General features: G+C 72.9%; 18 protein-coding genes. 13 read left to right on the forward strand and 5 right to left on the reverse strand.

All coding sequences use genetic code 11. From position 1 onward, the window contains the following. The first annotated feature begins 14 nt into the window (after positions 1-14). The gene (locus ABD879_RS01925; protein WP_345016753.1) at positions 15-1,430 is read left to right on the forward strand and encodes a dihydrolipoyl dehydrogenase family protein; all 1,416 of its coding nucleotides are present in this window, start codon (positions 15-17) and stop codon (positions 1,428-1,430) included. A 73-nt stretch (positions 1,431-1,503) separates the two neighbouring features. Here the strand turns inward: ABD879_RS01925 and ABD879_RS01930 are convergent, their stop codons facing one another. Continuing rightward, the gene (locus ABD879_RS01930) at positions 1,504-2,439 is read right to left on the reverse strand and encodes an alpha/beta fold hydrolase (protein WP_345016755.1); all 936 of its coding nucleotides are present in this window, start codon (positions 2,437-2,439) and stop codon (positions 1,504-1,506) included. A gap of 64 nt (positions 2,440-2,503) precedes the next feature. Between ABD879_RS01930 and ABD879_RS01935 the strand changes: the two genes are divergently transcribed. From ABD879_RS01935 to ABD879_RS01950, 4 genes are all read left to right on the forward strand, one after another. Then, positions 2,504-3,334 (forward strand): AraC family transcriptional regulator, encoded by an 831-nt coding sequence (locus ABD879_RS01935; protein WP_345016757.1) that lies wholly within the window; start codon positions 2,504-2,506, stop codon positions 3,332-3,334. Between the two features lie 467 nt (positions 3,335-3,801). After that, a complete protein-coding gene (gene hisS, locus ABD879_RS01940; RefSeq protein ID WP_345016759.1) occupies positions 3,802-5,124 on the forward strand; it encodes a histidine--tRNA ligase in 1,323 nt (440 codons plus the stop codon). Between the two features lie 20 nt (positions 5,125-5,144). Next, positions 5,145-5,501, forward strand: coding sequence for a hypothetical protein (locus ABD879_RS01945; RefSeq protein WP_345016761.1), 357 nt, complete (start codon positions 5,145-5,147; stop codon positions 5,499-5,501). Then, complete coding sequence (locus ABD879_RS01950; protein WP_345016763.1) at positions 5,498-5,752, forward strand: hypothetical protein; 255 nt, start codon at positions 5,498-5,500, stop codon at positions 5,750-5,752. The genes ABD879_RS01945 and ABD879_RS01950 overlap by 4 nt, the downstream gene beginning before the upstream one ends. Positions 5,753-5,862: 110 nt before the next feature. On the opposite strand, the gene ABD879_RS01955 is transcribed toward ABD879_RS01950, so the two are convergent. Continuing rightward, on the reverse strand, positions 5,863-7,176 hold the full coding sequence (locus ABD879_RS01955) for a hypothetical protein (RefSeq protein WP_345016764.1): 1,314 nt from the start codon (positions 7,174-7,176) through the stop codon (positions 5,863-5,865). A gap of 190 nt (positions 7,177-7,366) precedes the next feature. Here ABD879_RS01955 and ABD879_RS01960 point away from each other — a divergent pair, with 190 nt between their 5' ends. The 6 genes from ABD879_RS01960 (at position 7,367) to ABD879_RS01985 (ending at position 13,940) form a co-directional block, all read left to right on the forward strand. Continuing rightward, positions 7,367-7,960, forward strand: coding sequence for a TetR/AcrR family transcriptional regulator (locus ABD879_RS01960; RefSeq protein WP_345016766.1), 594 nt, complete (start codon positions 7,367-7,369; stop codon positions 7,958-7,960). Further along, positions 7,957-8,787 carry an alpha/beta fold hydrolase gene (locus ABD879_RS01965; RefSeq protein WP_345016768.1) on the forward strand — a complete coding sequence of 277 codons (831 nt, stop codon included), beginning with the start codon at positions 7,957-7,959 and terminating at the stop codon, positions 8,785-8,787. The genes ABD879_RS01960 and ABD879_RS01965 overlap by 4 nt, the downstream gene beginning before the upstream one ends. Positions 8,788-8,904: 117 nt before the next feature. Next, entirely contained in the window at positions 8,905-10,374 is a 1,470-nt protein-coding gene (locus tag ABD879_RS01970; RefSeq protein WP_345016770.1) for an SDR family oxidoreductase, read from the forward strand. 555 nt (positions 10,375-10,929) lie between these two features. Continuing rightward, complete coding sequence (locus ABD879_RS01975) at positions 10,930-12,549, forward strand: M4 family metallopeptidase (RefSeq protein WP_345016845.1); 1,620 nt, start codon at positions 10,930-10,932, stop codon at positions 12,547-12,549. Between the two features lie 90 nt (positions 12,550-12,639). Next, the gene (locus tag ABD879_RS01980; RefSeq protein ID WP_345016772.1) at positions 12,640-13,608 is read left to right on the forward strand and encodes a M28 family metallopeptidase; all 969 of its coding nucleotides are present in this window, start codon (positions 12,640-12,642) and stop codon (positions 13,606-13,608) included. Positions 13,609-13,718: 110 nt separating this feature from the next. Beyond that, positions 13,719-13,940 (forward strand): DUF2277 domain-containing protein, encoded by a 222-nt coding sequence (locus ABD879_RS01985; protein ID WP_345016774.1) that lies wholly within the window; start codon positions 13,719-13,721, stop codon positions 13,938-13,940. Positions 13,941-13,968: 28 nt separating this feature from the next. Here ABD879_RS01985 and ABD879_RS01990 read toward each other — a convergent pair whose 3' ends face one another. Next, positions 13,969-14,988 carry an aspartate-semialdehyde dehydrogenase gene (locus tag ABD879_RS01990; protein WP_345016776.1) on the reverse strand — a complete coding sequence of 340 codons (1,020 nt, stop codon included), beginning with the start codon at positions 14,986-14,988 and terminating at the stop codon, positions 13,969-13,971. 183 nt (positions 14,989-15,171) lie between these two features. Then, positions 15,172-16,602 carry an MFS transporter gene (locus tag ABD879_RS01995; protein WP_345016778.1) on the reverse strand — a complete coding sequence of 477 codons (1,431 nt, stop codon included), beginning with the start codon at positions 16,600-16,602 and terminating at the stop codon, positions 15,172-15,174. Positions 16,603-16,666: 64 nt separating this feature from the next. Here ABD879_RS01995 and ABD879_RS02000 point away from each other — a divergent pair, with 64 nt between their 5' ends. Both ABD879_RS02000 and ABD879_RS02005 read left to right on the forward strand, forming a co-directional pair. Further along, positions 16,667-17,332, forward strand: coding sequence for a TetR/AcrR family transcriptional regulator (locus tag ABD879_RS02000; RefSeq protein WP_345016781.1), 666 nt, complete (start codon positions 16,667-16,669; stop codon positions 17,330-17,332). A 77-nt stretch (positions 17,333-17,409) separates the two neighbouring features. Next, the gene (locus tag ABD879_RS02005) at positions 17,410-17,718 is read left to right on the forward strand and encodes a PspC domain-containing protein (protein ID WP_345016784.1); all 309 of its coding nucleotides are present in this window, start codon (positions 17,410-17,412) and stop codon (positions 17,716-17,718) included. Between the two features lie 18 nt (positions 17,719-17,736). Here ABD879_RS02005 and ABD879_RS02010 read toward each other — a convergent pair whose 3' ends face one another. Beyond that, positions 17,737-19,140, reverse strand: coding sequence for an MFS transporter (locus tag ABD879_RS02010; RefSeq protein ID WP_345016785.1), 1,404 nt, complete (start codon positions 19,138-19,140; stop codon positions 17,737-17,739). Between the last annotated feature and the right edge of the window lie 81 nt (positions 19,141-19,221).

Below are 19,221 nucleotides of genomic sequence, written 5' to 3' on the forward strand. Positions count from 1 at the left end.
GGAAGGATGGGGCGGTGGACGAATTCGATGTCGTGGTGCTGGGCGGCGGGCCTACGGGCGAGAACCTCGCGGAGCGGGCGCACGCGGGCGGGCTGACGGTCGCGCTGGTAGAGGCCGAACTGGTGGGCGGGGAGTGCTCGTACTGGGCGTGCATGCCCAGCAAGGCGCTGCTGCGTCCGGCCGCCGCCCGCGCCGACGCCGCGCGGGTCGCCGGGGCGCGCGAGGCGGTGACCGGCGCTCTGGACGCGGCGGCGGTGCTGCGGCGCAGGGACTCCTTCGCCTCCGACTGGAAGGACGACGGCCAGGTCGCCTGGCTGAACAGCGCCGGGATCACCCTGGTCCGCGGGCACGGCCGCCTGGACGGGGAACGCCGGGTGGCCGTGGACACGCCCGACGGCGGACGCCGCGTCCTGACGGCCCGGCACGCGGTGGCGGTGTGCACGGGCACCCGCGCCGCGCTGCCGGAACTGCCCGGCCTGGCCGACGCCCGCCCGTGGACCAGCCGCGAGGCCACCGCCTCCCAGACGGTGCCGGAACGGCTGGCGGTGGTCGGCGGCGGCGTCGTCGCGGCCGAGATGGCCACCGCGTGGCGGTCGCTGGGCAGCGAGGTGACGCTGCTGGTGCGGGGGCGGCGGCTGCTGTCGAAGCTGGAGCCGTTCGCCGGCGAGCTGGTCGCCGACAGCCTGCGCGAATCCGGGGTCGATGTGCGGTTCGGCACGTCGGTGACCGAGGTGCGCCGCGACGGTCCGGTGACCCTGGCCTTGGACGGCGGCGAGACCCTCACGGCCGACGAGGTGCTGTTCGCGACCGGCCGCGTCCCGGCGACCGCCGATCTGGGCGTGGAGAGCGTCGGCCTGGAGGCGGGCAGGCCGATCGAGGTGGACGACACCGGCCTGGCGGTGGGCGTCGAGGGCGGCTGGCTGTATGCGGCCGGGGACGTCACCGGCCGGGCCCTGCTGACCCACCAGGGCAAATACCAGGGACGGATCTTCGGCACGGTGATCGCCGACCGCGCCGCGGGCCGCGAGCTGGACCTGGCGCCGTGGGGGCGCAGCGTCGCCACCGCGGACCGGCGGGCGGTGCCGCAGGTGGTCTTCACCGACCCCGAGGTCGCGGCGGTCGGCCTCACCCTCGAAGAGGCGCAGCGGCAGGGCCGCAGGGTGCGGGCGGTGGACTACGACCTGGGCCATGTCGCCGGGGCCTCCCTGTACGCCGACGGCTACCGGGGCCGCGCCCGCGCCGTGGTGGACCTGGACCGCGAGACCCTCCTGGGCGTGACCTTCGTCGGCGCCGGCGTCGCGGAACTCCTGCACTCGGCGACCGTCGCCGTCGTCGGCGAGATCCCCCTCGCCCGCCTGTGGCACGCCGTCCCCGCGTACCCGACCATCAGCGAAATCTGGCTGCGCCTCCTGGAAACCTACCGAGGCTGACCCCGATGCGACCATCACGGCGCTCCTCTACCCGGAGGGCCGGCGAGGGCGGCCGGCACCGCGTCCGGAGCGGTCACCCTCCGCCGCCGCTGCCCCGGATGAAGGAGAGGAGGAGTGCGGCGGTCCGCCAGGGGTCTTCGAGCATCGGCGAGTGGCCGACGGCCGGGAGCAGCTCGACTCTCGCACCCGGGACGACGCGGTAGTCGGCGGCGGACGAGGAACGCCACCGCCGGTCCTGCTCACCGAAGATCACCAATAGCGGTTTGCCGACGGCGGTCAGCCGGTCGGGGAGCGTGCGCTGCTCCAGGTAGTCGTCCACCGCCCGGGATGTCGCGGTGAGCGCGTGGTAGGTCATGCCGCGTATGTCGTCGACGAGTTGCCGCGGGGCCTCGTAGCCGCGGCGGCTGAACGCGGTGCTCAACCCCTGGCGGACGATCCGGTCGGTCCGCAACCGCCACAGCAGTTGCCCGACGACGGGCACGAACAGGAGCCCGCCGACGAAGCCGTCCGAGATGAAGGCGTCCGGATTCGGCCCGGAGTCGATGAGTGCGAGCGCGGTCACCAGGTCGGGCCGCTGCTCCGCGAGAGCGGTGGCGACCGAACCGCCGGTGGAGTGGCCGACCAGCACGGCCTGCTTCACGCCGAGCCGGTCCAGCACCGCGCCGACCCGCCGTCCCTGCTCCGGGATCGCATAGCCGCCGCCGGAGGGTTTGGCCGACCGGCCGTGCCCGAGCAGGTCGATGCCGATGACGCGATGGGACTCCGCGAGCATCGGAACCAGCGGGTCCCACCAGCGCGTCGACCCGGCGAGCCCGTGGATCAGCACGACTGCCGGGGCGTCGCGGGGCCCGTCCTGGCGCACGTGGACGCCTCCGCCGTCGAGAGGCACAACGGAATCCCCTGTGGCCTCGGCGTGCTGCCGCGACACCACCACCGCGTTCGTCAGGAGCAGCACGACGGCGAGGAGAGCGGCCGAGGCGACGACGTAGCGCTTCCTTGGAAGGTTCATGGCGCCACTGTCGCCGCCCCCGCGTCCCGGAGGCTTGAACGAATGTTCCGCTTAGCATGAGGCAATGCGCTCCGCCGCGTACGAAGCGCCCGTATGGCACGTCGCACGCCCCACGCGGCCCAGCCGCATGACCGGTGTCAGCATGGCCGGATTCCGCGACCGCGGCAGGGCCCCGGGCGGCCACCGGGCGATCCCGCACCCGGGCGTGACGCTGGCCGTGGAGTTCGGCGCCGCCCCGCTCATCGTGGACGCCGCGGGACGGCGGTTGCGGGGAAGCGTCGTCGCCGGGCTCGGGTTCGGCCCCGGCGAACTGCGGGTGCGGGGCGAGTACTTCGAGGCCGTGCAGGTGCGCCTGTCCCCGCTGGTGGCACGCGCGGTTCTGGGGGTCTCCCCCGCCGACCTGGACGGCGCCGTGGTGGCGCTCGACGACCTGTGGGGCCGGGAGGCGTCACGTATCCGCGAGCGGCTGAGCGAGGCGCCCTCCTGGGAGGGCCGCTTCGCGTTGGCGGACGCGCTGCTCGCCCGCCGACGTGGAACGAGGGCGTCCGTGGACCCGGAGGTGGCCTGGGCCTGGCGCCGGATCGTCTCCAGCCGCGGCCTGATCCGCGTCGACGGCCTGGCGGACGAGGTGGGGTGGAGCCGTAAGCGGCTGTGGTCCCGGTTCCGGTCGCAGATCGGCCTGCCGCCCAAGCGCGCCGCGAAGCTGGTGCGTTTCGACCATGCCGTCCACCGCCTGGCCACGGGCGAGGGCGCAGCCCGGGTCGCGGCGGAGAGCGGCTACGCCGACCAGTCCCACCTGCACCGCGACGTCGTGGCGTTCACCGGACTCACCCCGGCGACCGTGGCCGACGCACCATGGCTGGCCATCGACGATTTCGCCTGGCCCACCCGGTGAACTTCCTTGTACGGGCCCTTGGCTTACGCCGTCCCGCACCGAGCACCGAAGCGTCAGCACCACCTGCTGTCGGTGACGCTCGCGCAGTGAGGCGACCGCCGCGCGTCGGCGTTCCAAGCCCGTCAGTCCGCTCCACAACACCTCTGCGAGCAGGTCGCTCCTCAACGAGAGACCTGGCGCAACTCGTCCAAGCCGACGTGCAGGACGGGCGGCGCACCGAAGCCCGGCGAAGGCCGAATGCGCGCGGCGCGCGCCCGGACGCACCGACCGTTACCGCTTACCGGCGCTTTGTAGAAAGCGGCTGTTGATCACATCTCTGTGCCGGGGATCGCTGTTTGCGTCCTTGGCACCATCGGTACGATCGCCCTTGCGCTCCGCAAGTCAACTTGCGAACCTCCTGTCCGATTGTGGACGGGATGCACGATTCCTCTCATCTTGCCGCCTGGTTACCGCGGTCAGGAGTTGAAATGGCCTCACAGCAGTTCGAACCACCCTCCGGCACGCGGGACTTTCTCGCCGATGCCCTGCGAAGGCGTGAACGCGTTTTCACGCAAATACGCGAGGTATTTGCGCGATATGGGTTCGAACCGCTGCAGACTCCGGCGTTCGAACGGCTGGAGACCCTGACCGGCAAATACGGCGATGAAGGCGACAAGCTGATCTTCAAGATCCTGCGCCGCGGCGAGCACGAGGCCACCGGCGAGGCCGACCTGGCCTTGCGCTACGACATGACGGTCCCGCTGGCGCGCGTGGTCGCCACCTACGGCTCCAAGCTCCCCACGCCCTACAAGCGGTACGCCATGGGCCCGGTGTGGCGCGCGGACCGTCCCGGCAAGGGCCGGTTCCGCGAGTTCGCACAGTGCGACGTGGACGTGGTCGGCTCTTCCTCTCCGCTGGCGGACGCGGAGACGGTCTGCGCGCTCAGCGACGCGTTGGACGCGGTCGGGGTGCGGGACTTCACGGTTCTGGTCAACTCGCGCCAGGCGCTGGCCGGGTTGCTGGAGGTCTACGGCGTCCCGTCCGACCTCGGCGGCGGGGTGCTGATCACCCTGGACAAGCTCGACAAGCTGCCGCCCGACAAGGTCGCCGCCGAGCTGGTCGACGCCCGCTCGCTCAGCCCCGGCACCGCCGAGAAACTGGTGGCCGATCTGACCGCCTTCGACGCGGTGGAGCGCATGCGCGGCGCGCTGGCGGGCAGCGAGGCCGGACGGGCCGGGCTGGACGAGATCGACCGGCTGCTGGAGCTGGCCGCACCGAAGGTCGGCAAGGACCGGATGGCGTTCACTCCCCGCCTGGTGCGCGGCCTGGACTACTACACCGGCGTCATCTTCGAGATCACGGCCGAGGGCATGCCCGGCTCGATCGCCAGCGGCGGCCGCTACGACCATCTCATCGAGGCCCTGGGCGGCCCGGACGTCCCGGCCTGCGGCGGCTCCCTGGGCGTCGAACGCATCATCGGCCTGCTGGACCAGACCGCCGAGGACGGCGACCGCACCGACGTCGCCGTGACGCTCATCGCCCCGGACACGGCCGCCGAGATCATGGGTTTCGCCGCGCGGCTGCGTGACGCCGGCCTGCGCACCGAGATCTATCTGGCGTCCAGCCGCAAGCTGGCCAAGCAGCTCAAGTGGGCCGCCGACCGCAGGGCGCGCTTCGCGCTGATCTACGGGGCGGCCGACAGGGAAGCGGGCGTCGTCACGGTGCGGGACATGGACACCGGTGACCAGTCCCAGGTCCCGCCCGAAGAGCTCGTCGCGCACCTCGCCGGGAGGTGCGCACCGTCGTCGTAATCCACAGAGGAGAGTCACTGATGGGTGCGCAGGGCGACCGCATCTTCGCCGCGGTCAGTCAGCGGGGCTTCCCCGACCCCTGGTCGACCTTCGGGGAATGCCTGTCCTGGGAGGCTGCATACGCGGTGCAGCTGAAGCAGGCCATCGACGATGCCCGCAAAGGAAACGACGAGCAGATCAACGGCACCATCGACGAGCTGTTCAAGCGCAAGGCCGACAATTTGCTCACCGCCCGCCGACTGCTCGATGACGTCCTGGCGGAGTACGACCAGACCGGCATGTGGCGGCTGCTGGACGAACGCGCCGCGAAACTCGACATCGACGATGTTTCCGAGCGATGGGGGCGGGGGCTGGTCGAGCATCCTTTCCCGCGTTGATATCGCTCCAGTTCAACTGGCGTTACATGAAGCGGCACGGTGTCCGCGCGTTCTATGAGATGACCGCCCGCTACGTCGACGATCTCCTCGGCAACACGCGCCGCTGGGCCGAGGCATGGACGGCCGAGACCAGAACCGGCGTCATCGACCGCCTCACCACAGCGGAATGCGACCTCGCCTCGGAAGAGGCCCCCATGCACTGCGACATCTGCAAGAAGACCATCACGGCGCTCCTCTACCTGGAGGACTAGCGAAATACGCGCCCAGCAGGCCGACCCCCAGCCGTGCGAATGGAACATCGCGTCCCCCTCCGCACAAGGGAGGAGGGGGACGCCAGGGCGTCCCGGCCCTCGGTAACGCGTCAGGCGGCGGACGTCAAGGTCCGCAGCTCTTGCACCGGGGCGAGGTTTCGCGCCTTGGCGGGGATCGCGTCCAGGACGCGACGTCCAGCGACGCGGACACGGAGTATTCGCCGCTCGGGAGGTACCTCGTTGAGGATACGAACGGCCTGGTTTGCAGCCTCCTGGGGGTCACTCGGGGCACGCAGCAAGGCGCCGTACAGGCGAACCTGGAACGACACGTACTCCTCGGGGCGATGGAAGCGAGTAAGAGAATTCTGGGCCTCGGTGACGTTCTTCTCGTCACCGAGAATCGCGTACACGAAACTCTGCTCGAAAAGCAGAATGTGTTCGCGGGACGGCGCGGTGGCGGGAATGCGGTCAAAGACCTCCTCGGCTTGGCGGATCGCGGCCAGCGCCTCGTCGTGTCGGCCCATCAGGGCGAGCAGATCGGCCTTCGTACCCAAAGCAGTCATGAGCTCCCCGGTGGGCTGGTCACCCAGGAGTTGGAGCGCCTTCTCGTTCAAGGCCAGAAGTTCCGCCGGGTCCTCCTGCCTGTCCGAGACGCGCTGGTTCGCCTCCCATTCGCGGGTGCGACCGGAGAGAAGGTCGCTTCCGGACTGGTCGGCCAGGTCGCGGGCGGTGAGCCACCATCGGCTTGCCTGACGGCGGTTACCGATCTGCTGCCACGTCCCGGCGATCAGATAGGCGTGACGGGCAGCGACATACGACAGATCACGCCGGACACCGTCCGGCTGCCACCGCTCCAGGTGCTCGGACATATCCGACCAGTCGTCCGCCAGTGCGGCCAGGACGACTTCGGGTGGGTCGATGCGGTAACTGAGCGCCTGGACGTCGTAAGCAGAGCCCCAGTCATCGATCATCGAGCGGGACACGCTCGCGCCGGGGAGTTTCGGGGAGGAGCCCTGCCACGCCTGGGTGAGGGCCGCCAGAACGGGAGCGACCGTGGCACCAGCGGTTACCTTTGCGCCGTCCTGCAGCAGATCACGTCGTTTCACTGGACCTTGCTCCTTAACGGAGGCCGGGGGACCTGCTTTCAAGGTACGCCTGTGGGCCGAGATTTCCTGCCGGAGCGATTCGATCTGGCGGCGGACCTCGAACAGGCAGCCGTCGGCGTTGATCGACTTGTCGAGCGCAAGGGACAGGTCCAGGGACGGCAGGCGCTCACCTCCCTTGATCATGGAAATGTACGCCTCGGTGCAGTCGGCGCCGCGCGCGATCGCCTTGTTGGGACGGTCGCCTGCGAGATGCAGAAACAGGCGGGCGTACAGGCGCCTGCTGATCATTGTCACGGCGTCTTCGAGCCGGTCTTCCATGTCGGCCTCCACGGATGCCGTACGGCAAGCACCTCGCGCTCACCATCCGTCAAGTCATCGTCACTCACGATAACCGCGACCGACCTTGCGAGTGTGCGTTTGTGAAAAGAGGTGCGTATCTTGTCACCGCAGGGGGTAGCCTAGGGATCCTAGTTTTTATCTAGTGTTCCTAGGCAGGGGGTGTGCGGGCATGGGGCGGGCCGGGTTGACGGCGGAGCGGGTGACGCTCGCCGGGGCCAAGCTGGCGGACGAGGTCGGGCTCGAACACGTGACCATGTCGGCGGTGGCGCGGCGCCTCGGGGTGAAGGACGCGAGCCTGTACGCGCACGTGCGCAGCCTGGAGGACCTGCGCGGCCGCATCGCGCTGCTGGCGGCGGACGAGAAGACCATCCGCATCGCGGATGCCATCGCGGGGCGGGCGGGCAAGGACGCGCTGGTGGCGTACGCGAACGCCTACCGGTCCTACGCCCACGAGCATCCGGGCCGGTACACGGCGACGCAGGTGCCCATGCGCATCGATCCCGAGCTGGCGGCCGCGGCGCCCGGGCCGCGGCGTGCGGTCGAGCTGACCTACGGCATGCTGCGCGCCTACAAGCTGGACGAGCCCGACCTGACCGACGCGGTGCGGCTGGTGCGCGCCACGCTGCACGGCTTCGTCAGCCTGGAGGCCGCGGGCGGGTTCGCGCACGCGCGCCCGGTGGAGGAGTCCTGGACGAGCTGCCTCGAAGCCCTGCACGCCTCGCTGCGCCATTGGCCGTCGCGCCGTGAAGGAGACCCGTCGTGAGCACACCGACCACCGGCCGTCTGCGCGTGGACGGCGCGACCCTGCATTACGAGGTGCGCGGGGAGGGGCCGCCGCTGCTGTTGATCCCCGGCGGCACGGGCGGCGCGGCCTCCTTCGACGGTGTCGCCGACATGCTGGCCGCCGAGTACACGGTCGCGTCCTACGATCCGCGCGGCCTGTCGCGCAGTCCGCTGGACGACCCGCAGGCGCAGCAGCGGGTCGCCCGGCACGCCGACGACGCGTTCCGGCTGCTGGATCTGCTGTCCCCGGACGCGCCCGCCCGCGTGGTCGGCTGCAGCTCGGGGGCGATCGTGGCGCTGCACATGCTCACCGAGCGTCCCGAGCGGCTCGAACGGGTCGTGGCGCACGAGCCGCCGGTGGTGGAGGTGCTGCCGGACGCCGCCGAGCACCGCGCCATGCTCGCCCGCGTCCAGGAGACCTTTCACCGGGACGGTCTGCTGCCCGCCGCGGCCGAGTTCGCGGCGGCCCTGCGGCGTCCCGGCGATCCCGCCCCGGCGCCCGTCGAGCTGCCGCCCCAGGCGCGGGCACGAGCGGAGCGCACGATGGCGGACATGCCGTACTTCCTCGGGAGCATCGTGCCGAGCTTCATGGCCTACGCCCCGGACCTGGACCGCCTGGAAGCCCTGAAGCACCGGCTCGTGCTCGCCGCCGGGGCTGACTCGCACGGCGAACTCCCCTACCGTCCCGCCGCCTGCCTGGCGGAGCGGTTCGGCACCGGGCTCGTCCACTTCCCCGGCGGGCACACCGGTCTCACCACGCATCCCGCCGAGTTCGGCGACATGCTCCGCAAGGTGCTGGCCGCTTGACCCCGTAATACGGCAAGGCGGTGATGTCCCGGGCCTCCCGGTCCGGCAAAGACGGGGCGGCGGCGGGCGTGCCGGGCGTCACGGCGGGTAGGACGCGGCCGGATCGGAGGGGCTGCGTTGGGCGACCGGTTGTGCCTGGTCACGGGGGCCAGCGGTTACATCGGGGGGCGGCTGGTGCCGGAGCTGCTGGACTCCGGCCACCGGGTGCGGTGCATGGTGCGCTCGGCGCGGCGGCTGCGCGACCATCCGTGGGCGGGACGGGTCGAGATCGCCGAGGCCGACGCCACCGACCCGGAGTCGACGGCGCGGGCCCTGGACGGGGTGGACGTCGCCTACTACCTGATCCACGCGATCGGCAGCGGGGGCGGGTTCGCCGGGGCCGACCGGCGGGCCGCGGGCGTGTTCGCCGACGCCGCCCGCGGCAAGGGCGTCGGACGGCTGGTCTACCTGGGCGGCATGACCCCGGCCGACCGGCTGTCGCCGCACCTGGAGTCGCGGGCCGAGGTCGGGCGGATCCTGCTGGACAGCGGCGTCCCGACGATCTGGCTGCGCGCCGCCGTGATCATCGGGTCGGGGTCGGCGTCGTTCGAGATGCTGCGGTACCTGACCGAGCGGCTCCCGGTGATGGTGACGCCGCGCTGGGTGCGCACCCGCATCCAGCCGATCGCGGTCCGCGACGTGCTGCACTACCTGGTCGCCTGCGCCGACCTGCCGCCCGAGGTGTCGGGGGCCTTCGACATCGGCGGCCCGGACGTGCTCACCTACCGGGACATGATGCGCCGCTACGCCGCCGTGGCGGGGCTGCGGCGACGGCTGATCATCCCGGTGCCGGTGCTGAGCCCGCAGCTGTCGAGCCTGTGGGTCGGGGCGATCACGCCCGTCCCGGGGAGGCTGGCGCGGCCCCTGGTCGAGTCGCTGCGCAACGAGGTGGTGTGCCGCGAGCAGGAGATCGCGCGGCACATCCCGCCGCCGCCGGACGGGCCGACCGGGTTCGAGCAGTCGGTGCGGCTGGCGCTGCGCCGCATCCGGGACGCCGACGTCGCCACCCGCTGGTCGTCGGCGTCCGTGCCGGGCGCGCCCAGCGACCCGCTGCCCACCGACCCGGACTGGGCGGGCGGCAGCCTGTACGTGGACGAACGCGCCTGCCGCACGCGCGCGTCCGCCGAGCGGCTGTGGGCGGTCGTCGAAGGCATCGGCGGGGAGCACGGCTGGTACTCCTTCCCGTCGGCCTGGCGGGCCCGGGGCGTCATCGACCGGCTGGTCGGCGGCGTGGGCCTGCGCCGGGGCCGCCGCGACCCGCGCCGGCTGCGGGTCGGCGAGAGCCTGGACTTCTGGCGCGTCGAGGAGATCGAGCCGGGGCGGCTGCTGCGGCTGCGCGCGGAGATGCGGCTGCCCGGCCTGGCCTGGCTGGAGCTGGGCGTGGACGAGCGCGACGGGCACACCGTCTACACGCAGCGGGCGCTGTTCCACCCGCGCGGCCTGGCCGGTCACGCCTACTGGTGGGCGTTCCGCCCGTTCCACGAGATCGTCTTCGGCGGCATGTGCCGGGGCGTCGTCGCCGCCGCCGAGGATTCCCGCTCCGCCTGACGGGTCAGCGGCCGGACGCGTTCGGCGCGGGCCACGGCGGCATCGACCACCGGTACCCGCCGGCGCCGGCCTGGTCGTGCGAGCACGTCGCGCCCTGACCGGCAAAGGCCGCCGGACGGGGATGCAGCGGTGTGAACACGGCCGGGGCGCGGGCGGTGTTCGGCCTGCTCAGCGCGGATTTTCCGGCCGTTCAGTCCATACGTTTTGAATTTCAGTCTCGGCTGGATTCATTGACTTCCGTCCGCCGCGCGGGGTGCACTTCTGCTCAGCTCCTCCGGAAGAGCGCGCCCCCCGTCCCCCGCGGCGCGGTCCCCCGCCACCGCGCCCTCACCTCCCCCGGCGCGGGCCTCGGACCCCGCGCCAAGCGTCCCCATGGCCCCGCCACGGACGCTCGCGGATGCGGTGCCCCCGCCCACCGCATCCGCGCACCCAGCATGCGGGCCGTCCTCCTCGGTCAACGCCGGGCCCGCCGCGTCCGCCGCGGAGCAGTCCCACAAGGACCTCCACGGCGCCGCCGCGTCCGGCCACTGGAAGGAGCCCCCCCAAGTGAGACGCATGTCCGCGCTCGGGACCGCGGCGATCGCCGCCGGTCTCGCCGTGGCGATGTCCGCGCCCGCGTCGGGCGCGACGAACCGCGCCGCGCCCCCGTCCCCCGTCCCGTCCCCGCAGGCCGCCGCCGCGTCCGCCGACCGGCTGGTGGCGTCCGGCCCCGCGCGGCTGCACCGGTCCCCCAAGGACACGATCGTGCGGCGCGGTGTCGCCCAAGGCGCCGGCGGGCTGCAGTACGTGGCCTACGAACGCACCTACGACGGCCTGCCGGTGCGCGGCGGCGACTTCGTCGTCGCCACCGACGCCTCCGGCCGGGTGCTCAGCACCTCGATCGCCCAGAGCCAGACGCTGTCGGTGTCCACCACGCCGAAGCTGACCGCCGAACGCGCCGCGGAGATCTCACGCGGACGGCTCGCCGACGCGACCGGCGTGTCGCGGCCGCGGCTGACCGTCCTCGCCGAAGGGTCGGGCCGGCTGGTGTACGAGACGGTCGTCGCAGGCTCCTACAAGGAGCGTCCCGCCCGGCTGCACGTGCTGGTGGACGCGACCAGCGGCGAGGTCGTCCAGCAGTGGGACGAGGTGCGGGACGCCGACGACGACCTCAGCTACTACCACGGCGGCAGCCAGAACCCCATCAGCGTCAACAGCACCCGGTCCGGCTCCACGTACACCCTGCGGGACTCCACCCGTCCCGGCATCAGCTGCGCCAACCAGAGCGGCACCGTGTACTCGGGCACCGACGACGTGTGGGGCAACGCGTCCGGCACCAACCTGGAGACCGCCTGCGTCGACGCCATGCGCGCCGCCGCGGCCGAGTACGACATGGTGCGCACCTGGCTGGAACGCAACGGGCTGAACGGCAGCGGCGGCGGCTGGCCCATGCGGGTCGGGTTGAGCCAGGCCAACGCGTACTGGAACGGCAGCTACGCCAATTTCGGCCGCAACAGCTCCAACACCCGCCAGGCCACGTCCACCGACGTGGTCGCGCACGAGCTGGGCCACGGCATCTTCCAGACCACGCCCGGCGGCTCCAGCGGCAGCAACGAGAAGGGCGGGCTGAACGAGTCCACCGGCGACATCTTCGGCGCGCTCACCGAGTGGTACCTCAACGAACCGCGCGTCGGCGAGCAGTTCTCCGGCACCACCGCGCTGACCAACTACGACCCGCCGGACTACCTGGTCGGCGAGGAGGTGAACCTGGTCGGCAGCGGCGAGATCCGCAACATGGCCAACCCGTCGGCCCTGGGCCACCCCAACTGCTACAGCTCCAGCGTCCCCCGCATGGAGGTGCACGCGGCGGCGGGCGTGCAGAACCACTGGTTCTACCTGCTGGCCGAGGGGTCGAACGCCAATGACGCGGCCAACGGCCGTCCCAACAGCCCGACGTGCAACGGCGCCACCGTCACCGGCGTCGGCGTGCAGAAGGCGGGACGGATCTTCATGGAGACGCTCAACCTGAAGACCTCCACCTGGACGCACTCGCTGGCGCGGCGGGCGTCCCTGCAGGCCGTGCTCAACCTGGTCGCGGTCGGCAAGGCCACCTGCACCGACTTCACCCGCACCCGCGACGCCTGGAACGCCGTCAGCGTCCCGGCGGCCGCCAACGAGCCCACCACCTGCGGCTGACCCCGCAGCCGGCCGCGCGGGGCCGCCCCGGCGGCGCCCCGCGCGGCCGTATCCTCACCCTCGGAGATCCGAATGAGCCCGCGGAGTCCCATGAGATCGCGCTTCGCCGCGCTGGCCGGCAGCGCCGCACTCGCGGCCGCCCTCGCCGCCGCACCCGCCGCGCCCGCCTCGGCGGCGGCCGCACCCGACATCTCGCTCACCAACGTCAAGGCGCACCTGGCCCAATTGCAGAGCATCGCCTCCGGCAACGGCGGCAACCGGGCCCACGGCAGCGCCGGGTACCGGGCGTCCCTGGACTACGTGAAAGCGCAGCTCGACGCCGTCGGCTACCAGACCCGGATCCAGCCGTTCACCTACGGCGGCGCCACCGGCTACAACCTGATCGCCGACTGGCCGGGCGGCGACACCGGCGAGGTCCTCATGGCCGGCGCCCACCTGGACAGCGTGACGGCCGGGCCCGGCATCAACGACAACGGCTCGGGCGCGGCCGGCGTCCTGGAGGCCGCGCTGACCGTCGCCCGCACCGGCTACCGGCCGTCCCGGCACCTGCGCTTCGGCTGGTGGGGCGCCGAGGAGCGCGGGCTGGTCGGCTCGCGCTACTACGTCAACAGCCTGACGGCCGCCGAGCGCACCGCGATCAAGGGCTATCTCAACTACGACATGATCGGCTCGCCCAACGCCGGGTACTTCGTCTACGACGGCGACAACTCCGACGGCGTCGGCTCGGGCCCCGGCCCGGCGGGCTCCGCCGAGATCGAACGGGTCATCCAGAGCTACTTCGCCGGCATCGGCGTCGCGACGCGCGGCACCGACTTCGACGGACGCTCCGACTACGGCCCGTTCATCCAGGTCGGCATCCCGGCGGGCGGCACGTTCACCGGTGCGGAGGGCATCAAGACCTCCGCCCAGGCCCAGCTGTGGGGCGGCCAAGCGGGGGTGGCGTTCGACCGCTGCTACCACCGCTCCTGCGACACCACCGGCAACATCAACGACACGGCGCTGGACCGCAACGCCGACTCCATCGCCCACGCCATCTGGACCCTGGCCGGAGGGTCCTGACAGCGCGTCCGCGCCAGGACGGCCCCCGCGCCCTCTGCCCGCCGGGGCCGTCCCCGCCCTTCGCGCGCCCGCCGTGGGGGGATGTCGTAGCCCGGCGTGACAATGGGTGTATGTGCCGCAGCATCAAGACGCTCCGTCCGCCGTACGCCGACGACGTCACCGACGACGACATCCGGGCGGCCGCGCTCCAGTACGTGCGCAAGATCTCCGGGTTCCGCGCGCCCGCGCCGCACAACGCGCAAGCCTTCGACCGCGCCGTCGAGGAGATCGCGCAGAGCACGGCCGCCCTGCTGGCGTCCCTGGAGGTGCGCGGCTCCCGCCGCTCCGCCTGACGGCGGCGCCGGGCGCGCGGTCAGCCGGTCACTCGGCGGCGACCAGTTCGGCGATCTGGACGGCGTTGAGCGCGGCGCCCTTGCGCAGGTTGTCGCCGGAGCAGAACAGCGCCAGGCCGTTGTCGACCGTCTCGTCGCGGCGGATGCGGCCCACGTACGTCGGGTCCTGGCCGGCGGCCTGCAGCGGCGTCGGGATGTCCGACAGCGCCACGCCGGGCGCGCCGTCCAGCAGCTCGCGGGCCCGCTCGGGCGTGATCGGGCGCGCGAACCGGGCGTTGATCTGCAGGGAGTGGCCGGTGAACACCGGGACGCGCACGCAGGTCCCCGACACCTTCAGGTCCGGGATCTGCAGGATCTTGCGGCTCTCGTTGCGGAGCTTCTGCTCCTCGTCGGTCTCCTCCAGGCCGTCGTCCACGATCGAACCGGCCATGGGCAGCACGTTGAACGCGATCGGCCGCGCGTACACCCGCGACTCGGGGAACTCGACCGCGGCCCCGTCGTGGGTGAGCCGGTCGGCGCCCTCCACCACCTTGCGGGTCTGCTCGTGCAGCTCGGCGACGCCCGCCAGGCCGCTGCCGGACACCGCCTGGTAGGTGGAGACGACCAGCGCGGTCAGCCCGGCCTCCTCGTGCAGGGGCCGCAGCACCGGCATCGCCGCCATGGTGGTGCAGTTGGGGTTGGCGATGATCCCCTTGGGGCGGTTCGCCGCCGCGTGCGGGTTGACCTCGGAGACGACGAGCGGCACGTCCGGGTCCATCCGCCAGGCCGAGGAGTTGTCGACGACGACCGCGCCGGCCGCCGCCACCCGCGGCGCCAGCTCCTTGGAGGTGTGCTTGCCGGCGGAGAACAGGACGATGTCGAGCCCGGAGTAGTCGGCCGCGGCGGCGTCCTCGACCGTCACCTCGGTGCCCTGCCAGGTGATCGTGCGCCCGGCCGAACGGGCGGAGGCGAACAGCCGCAGCTGGCCCACCGGGAACCCGCGCTCGGCCAGGATCCTGAGCATGACGCCCCCGACCTGCCCGGTGGCACCGACGATCCCGATTCTCATGCCGCTCCCTCTGAAATAATCGCTTGACCTGCGGCAACGAGTCTGCCGACGAGGTCGTTCCAACGTCCAGTGAAAAACCCTTCGCGGTTCCCTTTAGCAGGGCTTCACCGACCCCGGTGTCGGCGGCGCGGGCACAATCGACCTTAACGCCCCCGCACGCGTGCCTCCTTCCCGCGCGGCCGCTCACGGGGAGACGGCCTGCGCCGCGCGGGCCGGGCGGAGCCGCAGCGGCAGCAGGGCCGCGAGCACCGCGAGGCATCCGGTCAGGACGAACGTGACGACCAGCGCGGTGTGCGTCCGCCCGCCGTGCGCGTGCGCGATCGCTATCGTCGCGCCGCCGATGCCGCTGACCACGGCGGTGGCGAGGGTCTGGGCGAGCTGCAGGGCGGCGCCGACCTCGCCCTGCCGGGAGGCGGGCGCGAGCTCGGTCGTCTCGGTGGTGGCCGCGTTGAACGCCACGCCCATGCCGAGCCCGCCGATCGCCCATCCCGCCACGGCCGTCAGCGGCGGGACGGCCTCGGCGAGCACGCCGAGCGCCATGACCGCCAGCCCGGCCAGCAGCAGCAGCGAGCCCAGCACCATGCTCGCCGTGCGGCCGCCGCGCCGGGCGCCGTCGCGTCCGGCCTGCAGCGCCGAGCCCGCCACCCAGGTGAGCGCCCCGGCCGACAGCCCGAGCCCGGCCTCGGCGGCGCCGACGCCGCGCAGTTCGGTGAGGCCGAGCGGCAGGAACGCCTCGCTGCCGAAGTACACCCCGCACAGCAGGAACCGCAGCGCGACGCCCGCGCCGACGCCGCGCCGCGCGGTGAGCGTCCCCGCCGGGGTGACCCGCACCAGCGCCGCCGCGGCGACGCCCAGGCCGAGGGCGGCCAGCACGACGAGCGGCACGATCCGGTCGAGCAGCAGCGCCTGGATGAACAGGCCCGTCCCGGCGGTGAGCAGGACGCTGGCGGCGACGGGCCCCTTCCACCACGGCCGGTCGGCCCCGCCCGCCGGGGGCTCGTCCGCCGGATCCGCTGAAGACGCGGCGGCGGGCCGCAGCGCGCGGGCGCCCGGCAGCGCCAGCACGGCGGCGGCGGCGACCAGCGGCGGCAGCAGCATGAACACGCCGCGCCAGCCGACGCCGCCGGCCACCACCGCGGCCAGCGTCGGCCCGATGAGCGACGGGACGGTCCAGGCCGAGGAGAGCAGGGCGAACATGCGGGCGCGCAGCCGCTCGGGGTACGCCAGCCCGATCATCGCGTAGGCCATGCCCATGACGGCGCCCACGCCGAGCCCCTGGGCGAACCTGCCCAGCAGGAACACCGGCCACGATGCGGCGGCCCCGGCCAGCGCGCATCCGGCCGCGAACACCAGCAGTCCGAGCGCCAGGGGCCGTCCGGGCCCGCGCCGGTCGGCGTCCTGCCCCGCGGCGACCGCGCCGAGGATCTGCGCGAGCATCAGCGCCGACAGCCCCCAGCCGTAGGCGTCGAGCCCGCCGAGCCTGCGCGCGATCTCGGGCAGCACCGTCGCCACGCCCAGGGACTCGAACGCCACAAGCCCCACCGAGAGCACGACGCCCGAGGTCAGCGCCCGGTAACGCGCCGAGAAGACGCCGTCGTCGGCCTGCCGGGCCATTCCGACCACCTCCAAAATACATTCCGTTCCGGATCGGAATGAAATATCCCTCTAGACTGGCGGCATGGTCAAGGGCTCGGGACACGGCACCGCCGCCGTCGCGGCGGCGGGCGCGGCGGACGGAGAGCGCACGCGGCGCGCGGGACGGCCGCGCGACACCCGCATCGACGATGCCGTCCGCCGGGCCACCCTGGACATGCTGCGCGAGTCGGGCTACAGCGGGCTCACCCTCGAAGGCGTCGCCGCCCGCGCCGGGACCACCAAGCCCGCCATCCGGCGCCGCTGGCCCACCCGCCGGCACCTGATCGTGGACGCCCTCGCCACGACGATGGGCACCGCGCCCACCCCCGACACCGGGTGCACGCACTGCGACCTGGTCGCGGGCATCGGCACGCTGACCGAGGCGTTCACCGGCGACCCCGTGGTCCGCCGCACCCTGCCCGGCCTGATCGCCGACCTCGGGGACGACCCCGAGCTGGCCGAGTCGTTCTTCGACCGGCTGTTCCATCCGCGCCGCGCCAGCACGGCCGCCGCCCTGCGGCGCGGCGTCGAACGCGGCGACATCCGCCCCGACGCCGACATCGACCTGCTGCTCGACATGCTGGCGTCCACCGCCTACTACCGGGCGCTGTTCGGCCACCTGCCGATCACGCCGCGGCTCGCCGAGGACGTCGTGGCGGTCGTCATGTCCGGGGTCGCCACCGAGCGGTGGCGCGGCGGCCACCGCTGACGCCCCGGGGAGGATTCAGGGACCAATCAGGGCAAATCCCTATGTAAGGGTCGCGGTGTGCTGGGCATGATCGAGGCATGGACACGGACAAGAAGCGGCTGCAGCGCACTCGCGACGGCCGGATGATCGCCGGAGTCTGCTCCGGCGCCGGCCGCTACCTGGGCGTCGATCCCAACATCCTCCGCCTGGGACTGGCGGTGTTCACCGTCTTCGGCGGCGCGGGGGTGCTCCTGTACGCGATCGCCTGGCTGCTCATCCCCGAGGAGGGCGAGTCCGCCTCCCTCGCCGAGGACCTCATCAAGAAGGGCCAGGAGTCCCCCGTCGTCCAGGACGCCGTCCAGAAGGCCAAGGACACCCTCACCAAGAAGACCCGCCCCGGCTCCTGAAACGCCCCGCCGCGGCGGTCAGGGGGCCCGGCGGGCGGCAGCGGCGCGGCCGCCCCCGGCGGCGTCCGGGCCGGGCGCCGCACGGCCGTTGGACGCCGCGCGCACGGGCACGGGGCGCTCCGCGTCGTCCCGCGAACCGGGGGACGGCTCGGCGCCCGCGGCGGACCCCTGCATCGACGCGATCACCTCGTGCCGCACCTGGTTCCACACCAGCGTCAGCATCGTGGCCGCCGACAGGCCGAGCGCGCCCGCCAGCGCGACCACCGTCTGCGGCCCCAGGAACTGCGCCGCCGCCCCGCCGATCAGGATCGCCAGGCCCTGCCCGGCCAGGATGCCCGACTGGGCGAGCCCGAACGCCTGGCCGCGCCCCGACGGCGGCACCGCCGCGACGAACGCCGCGTTGGCCGCCAGCTGGTAGGCGCTGCCCGCCCCCGCCAGCGCCCACAGCGCCACCACCGCCCACAGCGGCGGATGCAGGGCCGCCCCGATGAGCGGCGCGCACGCCAGCATCGACATCCAGCCCATGGCGCGGATGCGGTTGGACGGCCGCACGCACCGGCTGAACACGAACGCCCCCGCGACCATCCCCGTCGGCATGGCCGACATCAGCAGCCCCACCGTCACCGCACCGCCGCCGAACGTCGCCGCGTACGGGGCGGCCAGCCCCTCGGGGACGACGTAGAACGCGCACAGCCACGCGAACGACACCAGCGAACGCAGCGTCGTGTCGCCGAACACCAGCCGCGCCCCGTCCCGCGTCCCGCGCCACAGCGCCAGCGACTCGCTCTCGCGGCGGCGCGGCGCCGGACGCCGCCGCATCCCCGCCACCAGGATCACCGCGGACGCCCCGAACGTCACCGCGTTGATCATCAGCGCCTGGTAGGTCCCCACGGCCGCGACGATCGCGCCGCCCGCCAGGAACCCCAGCATCTGCGTGGCCTGGTGGGTCATGTTGTTGATCGCCGACCCGGCGACGTACCGGTCGCCGGACAGCACGTCCGGCAGCAGCGCCGCCCGCGCCGCGGTGAACGGCGCGCCCAGCAGCACCACCAGGCACACCAGCCCGCACAGCGACCAGAACGGCATCGACTGCAGCGCCATCAGCGCCACCAGCCCGGCGCGCAGCAGGTCGCACACCACCATGACGGTGCGACGCGGGAACAGGTCGGCCAGCCCCGACAGGACCGGCCCGCCCACGATGGGCGGCAGGTACGTCAACGCGTAGGTGACCGCCGTCAGCAACGCCGAGCCGGTGCGGTCGAACACGAGCACCGCCAGGGCCACCTGCGCCAGCTGGTCGCCGATGAACGACAACGCCTGCGCGAGCCACAGGGCGCGGAACTCGCCCACCGCGAAGACCTCACGATAGGTGGCCTGCACCTCCGGCGGACGCCGATGCCGGCCGCTCTGCCTTTCCGCCACACACGCTCCAGCAAGGTTCGAAGAACCCCCCTATTAACTCACGCTGCGTGGCAGTCGGGTGACCTTCCGTGCGCGATTGGG

This window comes from Actinomadura keratinilytica (assembly GCF_039539665.1).
Lineage (GTDB): Bacteria > Actinomycetota > Actinomycetes > Streptosporangiales > Streptosporangiaceae > Spirillospora > Spirillospora keratinilytica.